Origin of the sequence: Bradyrhizobium sp. HKCCYLRH3099, from assembly GCF_051167855.1 — a bacterium.
In the GTDB taxonomy this organism is placed as follows: Bacteria; Pseudomonadota; Alphaproteobacteria; order Rhizobiales; family Xanthobacteraceae; genus Bradyrhizobium.
Window position 1 is genome coordinate 125,840 of sequence record NZ_JBNPTW010000005.1, and the last position, 17,083, is coordinate 142,922.

At 64.5% G+C, this 17,083-nt stretch carries 10 protein-coding genes; 5 read left to right on the top strand and 5 right to left on the bottom strand.

Translation table 11 applies throughout. The annotated features are described in order from the left end of the window. Positions 1 to 4: 4 nt before the first annotated feature. Genes ACQR1Y_RS13195 through ACQR1Y_RS13210 form a run of 4 tightly spaced genes read left to right on the top strand, consistent with a single transcriptional unit; the run spans position 5 to position 3,162 of the window. Positions 5 to 181 (top strand): hypothetical protein, encoded by a 177-nt coding sequence (locus tag ACQR1Y_RS13195; RefSeq protein ID WP_434857688.1) that lies wholly within the window; start codon positions 5 to 7, stop codon positions 179 to 181. Then, the gene (locus tag ACQR1Y_RS13200; RefSeq protein WP_434876747.1) at positions 178 to 741 is read left to right on the top strand and encodes a cytochrome C oxidase subunit II; all 564 of its coding nucleotides are present in this window, start codon (positions 178 to 180) and stop codon (positions 739 to 741) included. The genes ACQR1Y_RS13195 and ACQR1Y_RS13200 overlap by 4 nt, the downstream gene beginning before the upstream one ends. After that, a complete protein-coding gene (locus ACQR1Y_RS13205; protein ID WP_434876748.1) occupies positions 728 to 2,353 on the top strand; it encodes a b(o/a)3-type cytochrome-c oxidase subunit 1 in 1,626 nt (541 codons plus the stop codon). Before ACQR1Y_RS13200 ends, ACQR1Y_RS13205 begins: the two co-directional genes overlap by 14 nt. Further along, positions 2,350 to 3,162 carry a c-type cytochrome gene (locus tag ACQR1Y_RS13210; protein ID WP_434876749.1) on the top strand — a complete coding sequence of 271 codons (813 nt, stop codon included), beginning with the start codon at positions 2,350 to 2,352 and terminating at the stop codon, positions 3,160 to 3,162. Before ACQR1Y_RS13205 ends, ACQR1Y_RS13210 begins: the two co-directional genes overlap by 4 nt. 571 nt (positions 3,163 to 3,733) lie before the next feature. Here ACQR1Y_RS13210 and ACQR1Y_RS13215 read toward each other — a convergent pair. The 5 genes from ACQR1Y_RS13215 to ACQR1Y_RS13235 all read right to left on the bottom strand — a co-directional run bounded on the left by ACQR1Y_RS13215 (position 3,734) and on the right by ACQR1Y_RS13235 (position 15,856). Then, a complete protein-coding gene (locus ACQR1Y_RS13215) occupies positions 3,734 to 4,996 on the bottom strand; it encodes an HlyD family type I secretion periplasmic adaptor subunit (protein ID WP_434876750.1) in 1,263 nt (420 codons plus the stop codon). Positions 4,997 to 5,046: 50 nt separating this feature from the next. Further along, complete coding sequence (locus ACQR1Y_RS13220; RefSeq protein WP_434876751.1) at positions 5,047 to 6,852, bottom strand: type I secretion system permease/ATPase; 1,806 nt, start codon at positions 6,850 to 6,852, stop codon at positions 5,047 to 5,049. Beyond that, positions 6,845 to 7,501: a toxin-activating lysine-acyltransferase gene (locus ACQR1Y_RS13225; RefSeq protein WP_434876752.1), complete on the bottom strand. Its 657-nt coding sequence runs from the start codon at positions 7,499 to 7,501 to the stop codon at positions 6,845 to 6,847. The genes ACQR1Y_RS13220 and ACQR1Y_RS13225 overlap by 8 nt, the downstream gene beginning before the upstream one ends. Before the next feature lie 97 nt (positions 7,502 to 7,598). Then, a complete protein-coding gene (locus ACQR1Y_RS13230; protein WP_434876753.1) occupies positions 7,599 to 14,717 on the bottom strand; it encodes a S8 family serine peptidase in 7,119 nt (2,372 codons plus the stop codon). A gap of 935 nt (positions 14,718 to 15,652) precedes the next feature. Then, entirely contained in the window at positions 15,653 to 15,856 is a 204-nt protein-coding gene (locus ACQR1Y_RS13235) for a hypothetical protein (protein WP_434876914.1), read from the bottom strand. 228 nt (positions 15,857 to 16,084) lie between these two features. Here ACQR1Y_RS13235 and dusA point away from each other — a divergent pair, with 228 nt between their 5' ends. After that, positions 16,085 to 17,083, top strand: a complete 999-nt coding sequence (dusA, locus tag ACQR1Y_RS13240; RefSeq protein WP_434876754.1) for a tRNA dihydrouridine(20/20a) synthase DusA — start codon at positions 16,085 to 16,087, stop codon at positions 17,081 to 17,083.

Consider the following 17,083-nt stretch of genomic DNA (forward strand, 5'->3'; position numbering starts at 1 on the left):
CACCATGCTGAACACCGACTCTTCCGAGCGAGACGGCCCAGATGAGAAGGCGGTCGCGCTCGTCGTTGCCAGGGGGCCGCATGGCGCGCTGACCATCGCCGGCATCGCGACCGCAATCGTCGTCGCGCTCTGGCTTGCGTTTTATCTGTTCGTCTTTCTACCCCGGGGAGCCCTGCAATGAGCGTCGAGGAAAGGGGCGACGTGGCTGCGATCGCTGCGCGCACCGAGCGCAATTGGGCGATGATCTCGGTCGTCATCATCGTCGTGATGACGGGGCTCGCCGCCGGCGCCGGCCTGCATCGGGCGACCATGCCGCAGGCCCAGCTCCAGACCATCGATCCGGCGCGGCTGCATCTCGCCGGCGAGTTCGTCGAGTCCAATCTCGGCACAGAGCTCGGCGCCGATGGCGTGGTGACCGTGCGCGCGATCGGCCAGCAATATTCCTTCACGCCGGCCTGCATCCTGGTGCCGACGGACACGCCGGTCACGTTGCGCGCCACCAGCGCCGACGTCGTGCACGGCATCCTGGTCCAGGGCACCAACGTCAACACCATGCTCGTGCCCGGCTACATCTCGGAGCAGCCCATGCGCTTCACCAGGACCGGCGATTACCTGATGCCGTGCCAGGAATTCTGCAGCTTCGGCCATGAGGGCATGTGGGGCAAAGTGAGGGTGATCGACAAGGCCGCGTTTGCCGAGCGTGCAAAGGGCGGGGGGAGGCTCAGCTGTGTTGGCGAATAGGAAGCTCATCCTCGCTCATTTCTGGCTGGCATTCGGGGTGTTCTCGCTGGCGCTGCTGCTCGGCGCCTGGCAGATGTTCATCCGCAGTCCGCTGCACACCTGGCTGTCCAACCCCGAATGGTACTACCGCTCGCTGACCGCGCATGGCACCGTCATGGCCTATGTGTTTCCGACGCTGGTGGCGATGGGCTTCGGCTATGCGATCAGTGAATCAGCGCTGTCGCAGCGCCTGGTCGGCGCGCGCTGGGCGTGGGCGGGATTCGGCCTGGTGGCCGCGGGATCGGTCATAGCGATGGTTCCGGTTTCGCTCGGCCGCGCCTCGGTGCTCTACACCTTCTATCCGCCGCTGATCGGCAGTCCGCTTTACTACATCGGCCTCGTGCTGATCGTGGTCGGTTCCTGGATCTGGGTCGCGCTGATGGCGATCAACCTGCGGGTCTGGAAGAAGGCCAATCCGGGCGCGCCGGTGCCGCTGGCGATGTTCGCCAATGTTGCCGGCGCCTCGCTCTGGGCCTGGACGGCGGTGGGGGCCGCGCTCGAACTGCTGTTGCAGATCATTCCGGTGGCGCTCGGATTCAAGTCGACGATCGACGCCGGGCTCTCGCGCGTCTTCTTCTCCTGGACCCTGCATGCGATCGTCTATTTCTGGCTGATCCCGAGCTACATCGCCTATTACACCATCGTGCCGCGCGCCATCGGCGGACTGCTCTACAGCGACACCATGGCACGGATATCCTTCATCCTGTTCCTGGTGGTCGCGATGCCGATCGGCGTCCATCATGTGTTCGCGGATCCGATGGTGGGCGCCGGCTTCAAGTTCATCCATTCTGCCTTCACTGCGCTGGTGGCGCTGCCGACTCTTCTCACGGTGTTTACGATCTGCGCCTCGGTCGAGATCGCGGCGCGGCTGCGCGGCGGCCGCGGCCTGTTCGGCTGGGTGAGGGCGCTGCCCTGGGACAATCCGGTGATGCTGGCGGTCGCCTTTTCCTTCGTCATGCTCGGTTTCGGCGGCGCCGGCGGCATCATCAATATGAGCTACCAGCTCGATGCCTCCATCCACAACACGCAGTGGATCACCGGCCACTTCCATCTCATCTTCGGCGGCGCCATCGTCATCATGTATTTCGCGATCGCCTATGATCTCTGGCCGCATCTGACGGGGCGCGCGCTGGCCGATGTCGGGCTGATGCGGCTTCAGCTCTGGCTTTGGACCGCCGGCATGGTGGTGACGACGTTCCCCTGGCACTATGTCGGGATCCTCGGCATGCCCCGCCGCATGGCCTATTTCGAGTTCAGCCATCCCGCCCTGGCGCCGGAAGCGCTGTCGGTGATCATCTCGGTGATTGGGGCCCTCATCATCCTGGTCTCCGGCGCATTGTTCCTGGTGATCCTCGCGCGGGGCCAGATGACGCCGAAACAGGATGCCGGCGCCTATCGCTTCAGCCGGGCGCTGCATCCGCCGACGCGGCTTCCGGTGGTGCTCAACAGCCACGGGCTGTGGATCGCGCTGATGATCGTGCTGACCATCACCAATTATGGCGTTCCGATCCTCAACCTTGCGGTCCGGTCGGATACGGCCGTGCCTGCGGTCTATGTGGGAGCGCAGCGATGACGGAGCGTGAGGTGCTGTCGCTGCGCGATCGCCATGTCAGGATCAGCGTCGGGCTGACGCTGGGGCTGCTGGTGCTGACGGTGCTGGTCGGCTTCATCGTGCTGCCTTATGCGCAGCGCGAGTTCGAATTCGCCGGCCTGTGGGACGTGATCTGCCGCGCCGCCGGACTGCCGCGGGACACAGTGGCCGGCTCGGCCAAGCCGGCCGCGCCGACCTCCAAGGTGGTGCTGACCGCGGCGACGCTGGCCAAGCCAAGCCCGCAATCGATCGGCCGCGGCGCAACCCTGGCGCAGCGTTGCGCCATGTGCCACGGCCCGACCGGGATCAGCCGCGCTGATTTCCCCAATCTGGCGGGCCAATATGGCGCGGTGATCTACAAGCAGCTCGAGGACTTCCGCTCCGGCGCGCGGGTGAATGCGGTGATGTCGCCATTCGCGGCCCATCTGTCCGACCAGGACATCGTCGATCTCGCAGCCTACTATGCCTATCTGCCGCGATTGCCGGCCTATCACCCGGAGCCGCAGCGCCAGCCGACGCGCATCGTGGTCTATGGCGCGCCGACCCGCGGCATCGCACCCTGCGGTGCATGCCACGGGAGCCTCGACAACAAGACCGGCAGCCCGTGGCTCGAAGGGCAGTCGGCGGTCTATCTGAAAGCCCAGCTCGAGGCCTTCGCGTCCGGTCAGCGCCGCAACGACATCAGCTCCCAGATGCGCAACATCGCGCGGGCGATGACCTCCGAGGAGATCGACGAGGCCGCGGCCTACTACGCCTCGCAGCCGGTCGAAGCGGTGAATGTGGCCGAATAGGCCGGCCCGCCGCGCTACATTGACCGTCCATTCCGTTGCGTCATCAGGCGAAGAAATGGCCCGTTGACATCTTTCCCCTTTCGGGACCTGAGCTTCCAAAAGCTGACGTCCATTCGGGCGGCGTTTGCCACGCGGGTGCGCGATGGGGCCGGGACGCCGGAGAAATGCGTTGGGCCACGACGGAGAGGGTGTGCACATGGCGCCACCGGATGACTTGAAGCCGCTCGAATATTGCTGAAAATCGCCGTGACGCAGCGATCGCCAACGTCGTGTTTCCAAGCGGCTCGGCGTTGAGCGGGAACGTGTCGGCTTTCCCAGGGGCGGACGAGGCCGATGCCATGCCGCGGCAAGCCGGATCAGAAGAGAGGAGACGTGAGGTCGATGCGCAAGCAATCCTCGATCGGGACTTTCGGCAGTGCCGGCATGGGCCACAAGGCAACTCGGAGCGCAAACACCACGTGAACGTGGCGGTCGGTCTGGTTCAGCACCAACACAGGCGAGGAGATGGTGATGCAGCCGTTGCCGCACCAGAAACTCCCAGACGGCGCGCGACACGCAGCGGCAGCCTGGATCATCTCTCTCGGAATGCCTTGGAAAGCTGGTCCTCGAGCGGCTTGATGAGGTAGGACAGCGCCGTGCGGTCACCAGTGCGGATGTGAATCTCCGCGGGCATGCCCGGGACGAGTTTCTTGCCGTCGAGGCGGGCGAGTTCGAACTCGGGAATCTCGACGCGCACCGTGAAGTACGGCTCGCCCGACCGCTCGTCCTTGCTGAGGTCGGCCGCCACCGAATGCACGAGGCCTTCGAGCTCCGGCGTTCGGCGCTGGTTGAAGGCGGCGAAGCGGACCAAGGCCTGCTGGCTTTGCAGAACCTGATCGATGTCGTGCGGCGCGACCTTGGCCTCGATGACGAGCTTGTCGCCTTCCGGCACGATCAGCATCACCGGCTCGCCGGCATTGATGACCCCTCCGACCGTGTGCACACTGAGCTGATGGACGATGCCGGATTGAGGCGCGCGGATGTCGATCCGCTTCAACTGATCCTCGGCGGCGATGCGGCGCTCGACGAGGCCGGCCTGCCTGGACTGATTCTCCGTCAGCTCCTGGAGCACCTGTGACTTGAAATCCTGGTCGATCCGCAGAATTTGCAGCTCGATCTCGGCCACCTTGCCCTTTGTCTGCGCGGCCGAGGCCTTCAACTGCGCGTATTCCCCCTCGAGACGCGCGGCGTCGCGCCGAAGCGCGAGCATCTTTGCGCTGGTCACGAGCTTCTGCACTTCGAGGCCGGCCAGGCTTTCGAGCTCCTTGCCGATCAGCGCGATTTCCTTGGCCTTCGCGGTGATCTGGCCCGTGACTCCCCGAAACTCCTCATTGAGCTGGATCACGCGTTCCCTGAGCTGGGATTTCTGGCCTTCGCGCGAGTCGCGACGACTCGCGAACAGGCTTCGTTCCGCACTGCTCAGCTCGGCAATGGCAGGCTCACCTTTGCGCGCCTCCAATGCCGCAGCCAGCCTGACCTCGGCGAGGCCATCCCGCTCCGCCTTCAATCGTGCTTCGCGCACCATGAGTTCGTCGAGCTGCTTGGTGACCGTCTCGAGGTTTGCACGCGTCACCGTCTCATCGAGGCGAAGAAGGAGCTCTCCCTCCTTCACCTTCGCGCCGTCCCGCACCTTGATGTCGCCGACGACGCCGCCGGTCGGATGCTGAACCTTCTTCACGCTGCTATCGACCACGACGAGGCCCGAGGCGATCACTGCGCCGGCGATGTCGGTGCTCGCCGCCCACACGCCGATCCCGCCGAAGAGCAGGAACAGGGCGGCAAGGCCCGACAGCATGTAGCCTTGCACCCGGCCGTTGGCGCTGATCGTGAGCCGTTCGCGCGGCTTCATGAAGCGGCCTCCGCTGTGACGTCGTTGACGACCTTGAGATTGGCGGCTCCGGCGGCCGCCGTGCGTTGAGCAGCAGGCAACGCAGGCTGCAGCATCCGCCGCAGGATCTCCTCCTTGGCACCGAAGGCCTGGACACGCCCGTCGATCAGGGCCAGCACCTTGTCGATCCCCGCGAGAGCCGAGGGCCGGTGGGCGATCACGACGACGATGCCGCCGCGCTCACGCACCGAGCGTATGGCATGCGTGAGCGCGACATCCCCTGCGTGGTCGAGATTGGCGTTGGGCTCGTCGAGAACGATGAGGAATGGGTCGCCGTAGAGCGCCCGCGCCAGGGCGACTCTCTGACGCTGGCCGGCCGATAGTGCACAGCCGCCTTCGCCGACCTCGGTCTCGTAGCCCGCCGGAAGATGCACGATGAGTTTATGGACGCCGGCGGCGCGTGCGGCTGCAATGATCCGTTCGCTCGTTGCGGCCTCATCGAAACGACAGATGTTCTCCGCCACGGTCCCTTCGAAGAGCTCGATCGACTGAGGCAGATATCCGATGTGCCGTCCGAGCTGCGCAGGCGCCCACTGGTCGAGCGCCGCCCCGTCGAGGCGCACGCAGCCGCCGACACCGCTGCCGCTCGATCTCAGCGGCTGCCAGACTCCGACCAAGGCCCGCGCGAGGCTCGACTTCCCCGAGGCGCTCGGTCCGATGATCCCAAGCGCCTCGCCGGCGCTGAGCGCAAAGCCCACGTTGAGGAGAACGGGCCTGGCCGCGCCGGGCGGTGCGACCGAGAGATTTTCGACGGTCAGCGAGGATCTGGGCGCCGTCAATTGGAGGCTCGCGATCGGCTCGGATGGCAGCGCCATGAAGAGCTCCGATAGCCGCCGGTAGCTCTGGCGCGCGGACACGAACCCGCGCCAATGCGCGATCGATGTCTCGATCGGGGCCAGCGATCGAGACATGATGATGGAGGCCGCGATGATCGAGCCGGCGGAGAGGCCGCCGATGATGACCAGATAGGCTCCGAGGCCCAGCATCCCGGATTGCAGGAGCAGCCTGAACACTTTCGAGACGGACGAGATGCCGCCGATTGCGTCGGACGCTTGCAGCTGATCGGCGATATGGACGGCATTCAACTCGTTCCAGCGGTGCGAAAGACGCTGCCCGAGGCCCATCGCCCGCACGACCTCCGAGTTGCGCCGCGCGGCCTCGCCGAAGGCGAGTCGGCGCGAGGCCGAATGTGCGGCGGCCTTCAACGGTCCCTTGCTCCTCATCTCCGTGACGAAGGCCAGCGCCACCAAGACGAGCCCGCCCGCGACACTGAACAGGCCGAGGAGGGGATGAAGCAGGAAGATCACGGCGAGATATATCGGGATCCAGGGAAGATCGAACAGCGCGGTCGGCCCGAGACCGGAGAGATACGAACGGATCTGATCGAGGTCGCGCACCGGCTGCAGTCCGTCGCCGGACGGCCGTGATCTCAGCGGCAGCAGCTGGACGAGGGCAAACACCCGCTCTCTCAGCGCGTCGTCAATCCTGACGCCGACCCTGCTCATCACGCGTCCGCGGATGAAGTCGAGGTAGCCGTTGCCCAGATAGAGCCCGGCCATCAGCAGCGACAGGCCCACGAGGGTCGGCACGCTCCGCGACGGCAGAACGCGGTCATAGACCTGGAGCATGTAGAGCGAGCCGGTCAGTGCGAGCAGATTGATCGCGCCCGAGAACAGCGCAACGCCGGCAAAGATCGGGCTGCAGCGGGCAAGCGCCTGTTGCAGCGGCCCGCCGAACATGCCTGCCGCACGACGGTCATGCATCGACCATTTTCCGCGCCGGGGGCGGCTGCGATGCGCCTGCCGCCGTCTGCTTCACCTCGAGATGGCCAACGGACAGCTTGCCGTCAGTTCCGCGCATCCGCATCTTGGGCTGGCGGCCCTCGAACGCGGCTTTGGGTAGCCTCTGGATCAGGCCTGCGAGCACCTTCGCGTCTCCGGCTGCGTGGATGATCCAGGGAACGTTCCCCGATCGCCATTCGTCCGGTTTCAGGCGCAGCGGTGTCGAAAGATCTGACAGGCGCTGATCGACCTCCTCGGAGACGAGCGCCCAGAGGACGGCTGCGACGGGAGCGGTGGCCCCCGTATCCTTCGACTGGGCATCGGCGAGCGCATACTGCCCGCGCACGATCGCCGGCACCACCAGCCATTCGAGGTCAGCCAGCGATTGATGCTTGTCTCGCGGAGAGCGCATGAGAAGCGTGACGATCTCGCCGAAGGCCGCAGCCATCTGTTTGGACGCGATCATCCGCTTCCTGATCTCCTCGGGGGGCAACGCCGCATGGACGGGCGGTGGCTTGCCTTCGTGCGCGGCCGCGGATGCAGGCTCGGTCACGGAGGCTCCATTGATCCGCTCCGCGCTGGTGGGACGGGCGGCCGCGTCGTCGCCGCTGCTCCTTTTGCCGAACAACATTGCGATCTCTCCTCTTCCATGAGTTTTGCCACGTCCCTCGTCGCGCAGGAGGGCGATCGGCGGAGTCCTTGATCGGATGTGCTTCCGCGCCCGTCAGCTACACAAGGAGGAAATCCTCGTTGGTCATGGCGAGCCCCTTGGAGAGGATTGCGATCTCGACCGCGCCACCGGCCTTGCTGCCGTTCGCGTCATAGATCAGCACGCCGGTCTCCGCGTTGTAGATGATGTGGTCGTCGGCATCGAGCGCCTTCGACCCGATGCGGAATTCGCAGGCCGATAGGGTCTCGCCCTCCTTGCCGTGAAGCGCCGTGAAGATGTTGCGGTCGAGCCAGATCGTGTCCTCGGCAACGGAGAAATCCGTGATCGTGTCGCGGTTCTCCGCTCCGCGATGGCTCCAGCCGCCATCGTGACTCCAGGCGTTCCACTGACAGCCCGATGACAGCTTCGAGCTGAACACGAAGGCATCGGCGCCATCGCCTCCCGTGAGGACGTCATTGCCTGCCCCGCCGTCGATGAAATCATTGCCAGCGCCACCATCGATGACGTTTGCCTTGCGATCGCCCTCGAGATGATCGTCGAAGGCCGACCCCTTCAGGTTCTCGAAGCCTCGAAGCGTATCGACGCCGGTAGCTTCGCCGGTATCCTGCGCGTCTGTCAGCGCAAGGCTGACCGTGACGGCCGACGTCGCATGCTCGTAGGAGACGGTATCGAGGCCGGAGCCGCCGTCCATATGGTCATCGCCGGCACCGCCCTCGATGACGTCATTGCCCGCGCGGCCGGAGAGATAGTTGTCGCCGGCATTGCCGGTGATCTCGTTGGCCTCGGAGTTGCCGGTGCCGGTTTTGGCGCCGTCGAGCAGCACGAGGTTCTCGACATTGTGCGCAAGCGTATAGCTGGTTGCCGCGCTTTTCACCGTGTCGGTGCCGTCGTGGCAGCGTTCAATGACCTTGTCGTTCCAGCTGTCGACAAGATAGGTGTCGTCCCCGCCACGGCCGATGAAGGTGTCGCGCCCGCCACCGCCGTCGAACAGATCGTTGCCGTCGGTGCCAAGGAGCCTGTCATTGCAGGAGGTGCCGTGGATGACGGGCGTCTCGTTCACATCGGCGATGGCGAGCGTGTAGGACGCCGAATCCTCATGCCCGCCGGGCAGCGACGCGTCGTCGACGACGACCGTCACATCGACGCTCTTCATCTGCTCGTAATCGAGCTGAACGCCGGCCTTCAGATAGAGCCCGGCGACGCCTGCAATGGTGAGGATCTCGAACATGGCGGCTTGGCTGCCGGACAGGGACAGCGTGTTCTGCCGGAAGGTGCTCGCCGTGTCGGGATCGTTCAGGACGATGTCGGCCACCTTGAGCGGGGTGGTGACGGCCGTGTTTTCCGCAATCGACGCGAGCACCGGCGTCAGCGATATCGAGGCCTTCTCGTTGACGTCGGCGACGTCGATCGCAATCGTCCTGTCGATGCTGAGTCCGCCCGCATCGGTCACCTTCACCGTGATCTCGGGCGATGCGTCCGTCTCGAAATCAAGCGCGTCACCCCGGGCCAGCACGAGCTTGCCGTCGACGATCGCGAAGCGCCCTCCGGCGTCATCGGTCAGCGCGTAGCTGATGACGTCGCCGCTGTCGGGATCGGTTGCTGACAGGGCGCCGACCACCGTGCCTGCCGCCGCGTTCTCCGCGACCGGGTTGCTCGCGAGCGCGACCCCGGTCGGCGCCTCGTTCACGTTGGTGACCGCGATGGTCAAGGCGACGCTGGCGTCCGGCGTGGCTCCGACCGCGGCGTCGTCAACGGTGATGACGACGTCGAACTGCGTCTTTCCGCCTTCGAAGTCGAGCACCGCCCCGGCCTTGAGATACAGCGCGTTGCCGTCGATCTCGAACGAGCCGCTGTCGTCGCCGGCAAGGCCGATCGCGTTCGTGCCCTTGCCGTCATCGGTGACCGCGATGTCGGCGACCTTGATCCGTACGTCGGTTGCCATGTCTTCGGCGATCGACGTCAATAGGTTTGCGAGGGAGATGCCGCTGGGCGCCTGGTTGGCGGCGGGGAGCCCGATGTCCTCGCCGGTCAGCGTTCCGTCGTCGAACTGGAACCGCTCGACGTCGGTGACGGTGTCGATGCTGCCGTCTTGGCGGTTTGCGACGCTCACGACGTTGCCGTCGACGCTGATGGTATAGTCGGAGATCTTGCCGGCGAACACTGCCGTGTCCGTCCCCGCGCCGCCATCGAGAACGTCGTTCCCACCGGCGCCACCCGCGAGCGTATCGTCGCCGGCATTGCCTGTGAGCGCGTCATTGCCCATGCCGCCGGTGAAAGTGACGGCCTCGCTGGTCTGTGCCATGGCCTTCACGGCGCCGATGGCACCTTCACCGGTGACGCCCGAGGCGTCGAGCGTCCGCAACTTGCCAATATCCGTGCCGTCGACCGTCAGATCCCAGCCGGTGTTTCCCGCGATCGTCAGCGTCGTCGTGGCGTCCAGATCGAGCACCTGCGCGAACGCATCCGTCGGCTGCTGGGACAGAGGTGGCTGGTCGATGTTCGGATCGAACGGCGCGTCGTGATAGGAAGCGTCGCGCGAATCCGTCGTGATGGCGACGGTTTCGGCATCGGCCACATGGATCGTGCCATAGTCCACCCCATCCGTCGCCAGTCCGATGAAGCGGAGCGTGATCGAATCGTTCCCTGCGTCGCCAGCGAGATCGAGGTTGAACGTCCCGAACGCATTCCCATAGCTCGTGAAGACATAGCCTCCGAGGCCGTCGACGTTTTGCGCCGGATCGGAGACGGAGCGAATGGTCACGTCCGCGTTGTTGACGAGGCCGACGACCGAGTTGTCGACATCGGCGTACGCACCGCCGATGAATCGCAGCTTGGCGAGACTGTCGAAGTCGGCAACGTCGACGACCTGGTTGGTCAGCGACGTCGCATCGAGCTGGAGGATCTCGAAATTCTGGATGCGGTCACTGATGTCGCCAATGGCCGCGGCCACTGCAAAGGTCATGCGCAGCGTGTCACCTGCCACTTCGGTCTCGACCGTCGTGGAGTCCGGCTGCGTGAATGTGGAGACGCCGCCATCGAGCGTGCCGCCATTCTGGAACGCGCCACTTCCCAGAATACGGGCTTCATCGTCGCCCGCGCCGAGATCGATGCTGCCGCGCAGCCCGCGGCCGGCATTCATGGCGGCCTCGTCACCTTGCGTGCCGTCATTCGACAGGTTGACGTCGCCGAGATTCCCGAAGCGGATCAACTCGCTCCCGAAACCGCCCGAGAACGAGTAGTTGGCATTGCCCCCTGCGGTGGCGAGTATGGCGTCGTCCAGCGGCGTCTCGATGGTGAGAATTCCGGACTGGCCGTAATAGGAGAAGTGCTCGACCGGACTGAAGCCTGCGAACGGAGCGGCAATCGTCGTGACGTTCGGAATGTACCATTTGATGGCGCCTCCGGCGACATTCTGAAAGGTGAACGATGTCGCGGACGCAAATGACAGGTTGAAGTCGTTGACGGCGGCGCCGTTCCATTTGTCCGCCAGCAGGCCGGAGCCGACCGAGTCCGATATCAGATAGATGCTCGTTGCCGTGTCGTCGATGATCTTGGCGTCGGCGCCCATGTTCAGGCCGAACGACATCAATGTGAGATCGCGCGCGCCCTCCGCAGCGTGGACCGTCACGGTTTCCGTCATCTCCTGGCTGAGATAGTTGTCAATCTGCGCGTAGGATCCGAGCCAGGTCAGCTTCAGCAGCGTCAGCGCATCGCTCTCGATGTCGACTGAACCATAGGTGTGCTCGATGCCGACGGTCTGCAGCATGTCACGCCCGCCGTGCTCGGTTCCGAGGTCGGCAATGGTGACGTCCTGCGCCCAATCGATGACGGCGCCGATCTCGTAGCCGTCATATTGCCGCACGATCGGATCGTAGCTTGGCTGGAAGAACGCGTTCTGGATGACGTCGACGAGCGGGTTCGGAAGTTCCGTCGTCCGGTCCGCAAACTCGATCTTCTCGACATCGTCGAACTTGATGCCGGTGCGCTCGACGACGCCATCGACGACTCTCTCGAAATAGACCGTCTGATTGTTGAACCCAGGGTTGACCGCGTCGAGCATATAGAGGCGGTATTCGGATCGCGCGCCGGCGAGCACCAGCGTATCGATGCCCTCTCCGCCAGAGACGTAGTCGACGTCGCCGGTGCCCGGCAGCAGCCGGTCGTTGCCGTCGCCGCCGATGAGCTGATCGCTGCCGGAGCCGCCGACGATGAGGTCGTTCCCGTCACCGCCGACCAGGAGGTCATCGCCGCTCAAGCCATAGAGCTTGTCGTTGCCGGATCCGCCATTCAGGGTGTCGCCGTGGGCGCCGAGATATTTCCAGGTTTCGTCGTTGGTCTGATCGTCGCTGCCGATGATCAGGTCGTTGCCGCCGCCGCCGAAGATGGAGTCTCCCAGCAGCGGATAGGCGCCGCCGCCGATCAGCGTATCGTTGCCGTCGCCGGCGATGATGGTATCGAGACCTGCGCCGCCGTCGACGAAATTGTTGCCGCTGCCGGTGAAGATGATGTCTTCCCCGCCCAGACCGTAGATCTCATTGTCTCCAAAATCGCCCCTGAGCGTCTCGCTCGCGGCAGTGCCGGTGATGGTCCCGGCGCCCTGGCGGTCAGCCTCGGAGGTGGTGACCGTTGCTGTTGTATCGGCGGTTCGATCGCCGGCGCTGACGATGGGTTGCGGAGTGGACGAGACGACGACGATGTCGTCGAACGACAGGTCCGCCGGTGTCTGGGCGAGCAGCGCGAACTGCACGGCAGCGCTGCTGCCACTGCCGTCGGCATCGAAGAACAGGGCGCCGGTTGCCGCGTCGTAGATGATGCGGTCGGCAGCCGTCTCCGCGCCCTGGCCGATGACATAGAAGACATCGGCATCGAGCGTTCCGAGATTGAGCCCTGCGAAGATCGACGAGTCCAGCCAGATCGTATCGACGTGATGGGCGAAATCGAGAATGATGTCGAGATTGATCGCAGCGTTGAGGGCGCGGTCGAACAGGAAGTGGTCGGCGCCCTCGTCACCCTCGAGAATATCATTGCCGGCACCGCCCGAGAGGGTGTCGCTGCCTTCGCCGCCGCTCAGCGTATCGCCGCCGCGCATGCCGTACAGCCGGTTGTCGAGAGCGTTGCCCGCGATATCGTCGTTGCCATCTCCGGTGACGGCGTTCTCGATCTCGGTGCCACCCGCCAGCGTCAGGAATGCGGCTCCGTTCACGGTCGAGGTGGCGCCTTCCGCAAGCGAGATGACGAGATTGCCGGACATCGCGGCCATGTCGAGCCAGTCTGCGCTGCCCCCATCGTCGCTCAACGTCTGGCGGGAGCCGTCCTTGGCCAATGTGGTCAGGATCTCGTTGGTATAGTGATAGACGTCGCTGTCGAGATCGTTGCCGCCGGAAGCGCCATCGCGGCCGTGCAGTGTGACCGTGGCCGCGCTGAGAAGGCCCGGATCGTTGCCGAACCAGGCGTCCGTGATGCGCAAGGTCCAGACGCCGTTGGCATCCTCTCCCCGGAAGGCGTTTGCGCCGAGTGCGAGATGCACCCCACCGGTCGCGTTATCGAACAGGAAGTCCCGGTTGAAGTCGGCGAGCTCGACGACCGTCCCGTCGGGAGATATCAGCGAGATGCTGAGGTCTGCGAGATACTTCGTTCCGATACCCTCGACACCGCCGAAGATGTCGATCACGACCGAAGCCGTCGCCGAACTGTGGGCAATGTCGAGGTCGATGTTGACGAACTCGACGTCGAATTCATTGCCCGAGAAGTCGAATGTGATGTCGGTGTTGGTCAGGTCGTTGATCACCGCGCCCGTGGAGAACGTCGACGAGAACGACGTTTCGTTGGCGCTGACCTGGGGAGCCGCAAACAAGCCCCACACCTCGGCCATGCGCACGGCGTTGTAGGCGTCGATGGCGCCAAAGCCGTAGTCGGCCGAGAAGTGCAGGCCGCCGCCGTTCCAATTGCCGGCATTGTTGTAGAACCAGCTGTTATCCTCGGATGCCGTGCGATTGCCGCCGATACCGCTTCCGATCTCCCGCGCCGAGTAGGCGAGGATGGTCTGCACGTCGCGCCAGCCGAGATCGGCGTTGGCATCCAGCATCAGGGCGACAACGCCGGAGACGATGGGCGTTGCTCCGGAGGTGCCGCCGAACTGGTTCGTGTAGTCGGACGGCACGATGACATCGCCGCTCATGTTGTATCCGAGCTCGCCTTGCAGGTCGGTCGTGACGAGGCCGGGATCGATGTGTACGCCGGGTGGATCGAGGAAGCCGCGGCGATCCCCGCTCGACGGCGCGGAGACGAGCAGATTGGCGCCGAAATTCGAGTACCAGGCGGCGTCGCCAGTCGCATCATAGGCGCCAACCACGATCGTCGCGCGTGATGTGTCCGCAGCGTCACCGTTGGCGTTGAGATCGTCGTTGCCGGCCGCCTTGGTAATGATCGTTCCTAGTCCGCCGCGGCCGGACTCGACCGCCGCCATCCAGCCCGCAACGATCTGCGCGTTCGAGGCGCTGGCCGCCTGGTAGAAGATCGGCTGCGCGCCCCAGCTGTTGGAGATGATGTCGAACTGCCCGGCATGGCCAAGTGCCTCGATGAACCCCGTGAAATTGCTGTTGATGTCGGCGGCTCCGCCGAAGATCGGGACACCGGTGATGCTGCTGCCATAGGCCACGCCGACCGCGCCGAAGCCGTCGCGTGCAGCGGCGATCAATCCTGCGACCGCCGTGCCATGCGCACCGCCGTATCCCAGCGTGACAGGGAGGCTGGCGTCGAGATGCTCGCCGCCGACGACGACTTCCAGGCTGGCGTCGTAGTTCGATTGAAGGTCCGGATGTTGCGTCTCGATACCGTCGTCGTAGATGCCGACGTGGACACCGCTGCCCGTGAATTCTTCCCAGATCTTCTGAATGTCGCCGAGAAGGCCGAAATGCCATTGATCGTCGAACAGGTCATCGGTGGGAGGCGGCTCTGTGGATGACGTGGCGGTCGAGACCGCCGTCGTGACCGCGCTCGAGCCGTCGGAGGGCGGCTGTTTCGAGATGACCGGCGCTGGCAGCGTTGCGTAGACCGGGGCAGTCTCGCCGGAGGGAGACGACGGAGAGAGCGGAACGGTGCCGGTTGCCGAAAGCTCGCTGTCGACTGCGAGATCGATGCGCGGAGCATTCCGAGAGGCTGCGTCGGTCGTTGTCATCAGATCTTTCCCGTTCAAAGGCGTCATGTCGGGCCGACATGATCCGGCCGTTGCGAAAAGCGCTCGGTCGGTGGGGTCGTTACCCACCGGTCGTGGTCACCGTCGTCTTACCGTCCAATCGCAGCGGTGGTTCTGCGCCGTAGCCTGATAGCCGATCGTACGCTTGGAGAGAGTGCGCGCGCCCCGCAGCTCGTCGTGGGTGTGCATGTCCCAAATGCGCTGCCTCCTTTGGTTCCGTTGTCGAACGTGCGTGACTGCAGCATTCGCGGCTTCACGTATTCCGGCTCTCGGCCGAAATACGTCGCAGCGCTCGTCAGAGCGCCAGTCGGTCTGATGACGGCGCATTGTTGCGACGTCTCGTCGATCAGTTAGTTCATCGACCTATGTGGCAAAAATTCGAGAGATGATTGCGATGTATGGCGTTCGAGGCGCGTTGCCGATCCGTCGATGAGATGTCTCTGATGATGAATGACGTGGCAAAGAAACAGACGGACGTTCGAGAATGTCCTGTTCGCGCAGCTATTTGTAGCCGGGCACGAAGCAAGACTGATCGTAAAGTTTGGTGGGAAGCTTCACGCGAATAATAAAAATTAGAAAGCCTGAAGACTTGGCGTGATACGGGATCGTCGAAGATGGCCTGGGAAAACGACGTGGCACCGTCGGGAAATGCATCGCCTGTTGATCGGGATAAATCTCACCAGGGGCGGGTGTGAGCTCCAGGTGAGAATGACCGCGCCGGCGATTCTCGCCGAAGCCGATTGGCGCGGTCCGAAATCAGAAAAGGCCCCGGCCACTTGGGGAGCCGGAGACCGGGGTGGGTTTTGGAAAGATGATGATTGAAGGAAGGATCGTCTGCCAGGACTCGCGCGTGAAGCCTGAAGTCGCGACTACATGTCAGGACAGGACACGCTATTCGAATCGGGAATTTCTCTATCTCAGTTCGGGAAGATGTTGGTGTGACGAAGTCCATCGCGAAACAATGAGCTGCTGAGTGGCGTTGGGAGTAGCTGGCGCTGGGCCGCAAAACCGATCATCTGGCGCGGCAGATCGGCGTCCGGGGTCTTCTCCACCAGCGTGCGCAGGTTCATCATGCCGCCGGTCATCGGTGGTTCCTCGGCGAGGTCGGTCTTGGCGGTCATCCGCCGCGCGATATCGATGACCCGTTCGTCGGCGCCCGCTCGGCGGAGAAACGTCCCGTTGACATATTTTCCCTTTCGTCGGACTTGGGCTCTCCACGAGCCGGATTTCAGTCCGGTGAAAGTTGCACGTGTGTGCGCTGAGGCGGCGAAAAGCCGGAAAAAAGCATCGCGCCGTGGCGTAGAATAGGGTGCACACAAGGCGGCCCAATGAACTGAACATGCTAAAAAATGAAGCGATATCAATCACATAGATTTTCAGTGGCGCCGATGATGGATTGGACGGATCGGCATTGCCGGGTGTTCCATCGGCTGCTGACGCGCCGGGCGCTGCTCTATACCGAGATGGTCACGACGGGCGCCGTCATTCACGGCGACCGCAAGCGGCTGCTCGGCTTCGACGCCAGCGAGCATCCGGTGGCGCTGCAGCTTGGCGGCTCCGATCCGGCGGATCTCGCCACCTCGGCGAGGATCGGCGAGGACTTCGGCTATGACGAAATCAACCTCAATGTCGGCTGTCCGTCGGACCGGGTGAAGGACGGTCGCTTCGGCGCGTGCTTGATGGCCGAGCCTGCGCTGGTCGCGGCCTGCGTTGCGGCGATGAAGCGCGCGGTGACGATCCCCGTCACCGTGAAGTGCCGGATCGGCATCGACGATCAGGATCCGGAGATCGCGCTCGATGCGCTCGCCGATGCCGTGGTGGACGCCGGCGCCGACGCCCTGGTCGTGCATGCGCGCAAGGCCTGGCTGAACGGCCTGTCGCCGAAGGAGAACCGCGACATCCCGCCGCTCGACTACGACCGGGTGTACCGGTTGAAGGCGCGGCTGCCGCAGGTGCCGGTGATCATCAATGGAGGCATCACCAGCATCGAGGCCGCGCAACGGCATCTTGCGCATGTCGACGGCGTGATGCTCGGGCGCGCGGCCTATCAGGAGCCGTGGCGGCTGCTCGATGTCGATCCCGTGCTGTTTGGCGAGGCCGCGCCGCATGCGTCGATGAAGGAGGCGCTCACCGCGCTCCAACCCTATATCGCGCGCCAGCTCGGGCAGGGCACGCGGCTGCACGCGATCACGCGGCATCTCGTCGGTGCCTATCATGCAGTGCCGGGTGCGCGCGGCTTCCGCCGTCATCTCGCCGAGCGCGGCGTCAAGCCCGAGGCCGGCATCGAGGTGCTGCGCGAGGCGGTGGCGATGGTCGAGGAGCGCACGCCGGCCGCCGCGCTCGCTTGA

What these genes read in the sequence shown, in the direction of transcription:
- ACQR1Y_RS13230 (WP_434876753.1), bottom strand. Translation starts at nt 14,717, where the DNA reads ATGACAACGACCGACGCAGCCTCTCGGAATGCTCCGCGCATCGATCTC.
- ACQR1Y_RS13220 (WP_434876751.1), bottom strand. Translation starts at nt 6,852, where the DNA reads ATGCATGACCGTCGTGCGGCAGGCATGTTCGGCGGGCCGCTGCAACAG.
- ACQR1Y_RS13200 (WP_434876747.1), top strand. Translation starts at nt 178, where the DNA reads ATGAGCGTCGAGGAAAGGGGCGACGTGGCTGCGATCGCTGCGCGCACC.
- dusA (WP_434876754.1), top strand. Translation starts at nt 16,085, where the DNA reads ATGAAGCGATATCAATCACATAGATTTTCAGTGGCGCCGATGATGGAT.
- ACQR1Y_RS13215 (WP_434876750.1), bottom strand. Translation starts at nt 4,996, where the DNA reads ATGCTGTCGGGCCTTGCCGCCCTGTTCCTGCTCTTCGGCGGGATCGGC.
- ACQR1Y_RS13225 (WP_434876752.1), bottom strand. Translation starts at nt 7,501, where the DNA reads ATGTTGTTCGGCAAAAGGAGCAGCGGCGACGACGCGGCCGCCCGTCCC.
- ACQR1Y_RS13195 (WP_434857688.1), top strand. Translation starts at nt 5, where the DNA reads ATGCTGAACACCGACTCTTCCGAGCGAGACGGCCCAGATGAGAAGGCG.
- ACQR1Y_RS13210 (WP_434876749.1), top strand. Translation starts at nt 2,350, where the DNA reads ATGACGGAGCGTGAGGTGCTGTCGCTGCGCGATCGCCATGTCAGGATC.
- ACQR1Y_RS13235 (WP_434876914.1), bottom strand. Translation starts at nt 15,856, where the DNA reads ATGACCGCCAAGACCGACCTCGCCGAGGAACCACCGATGACCGGCGGC.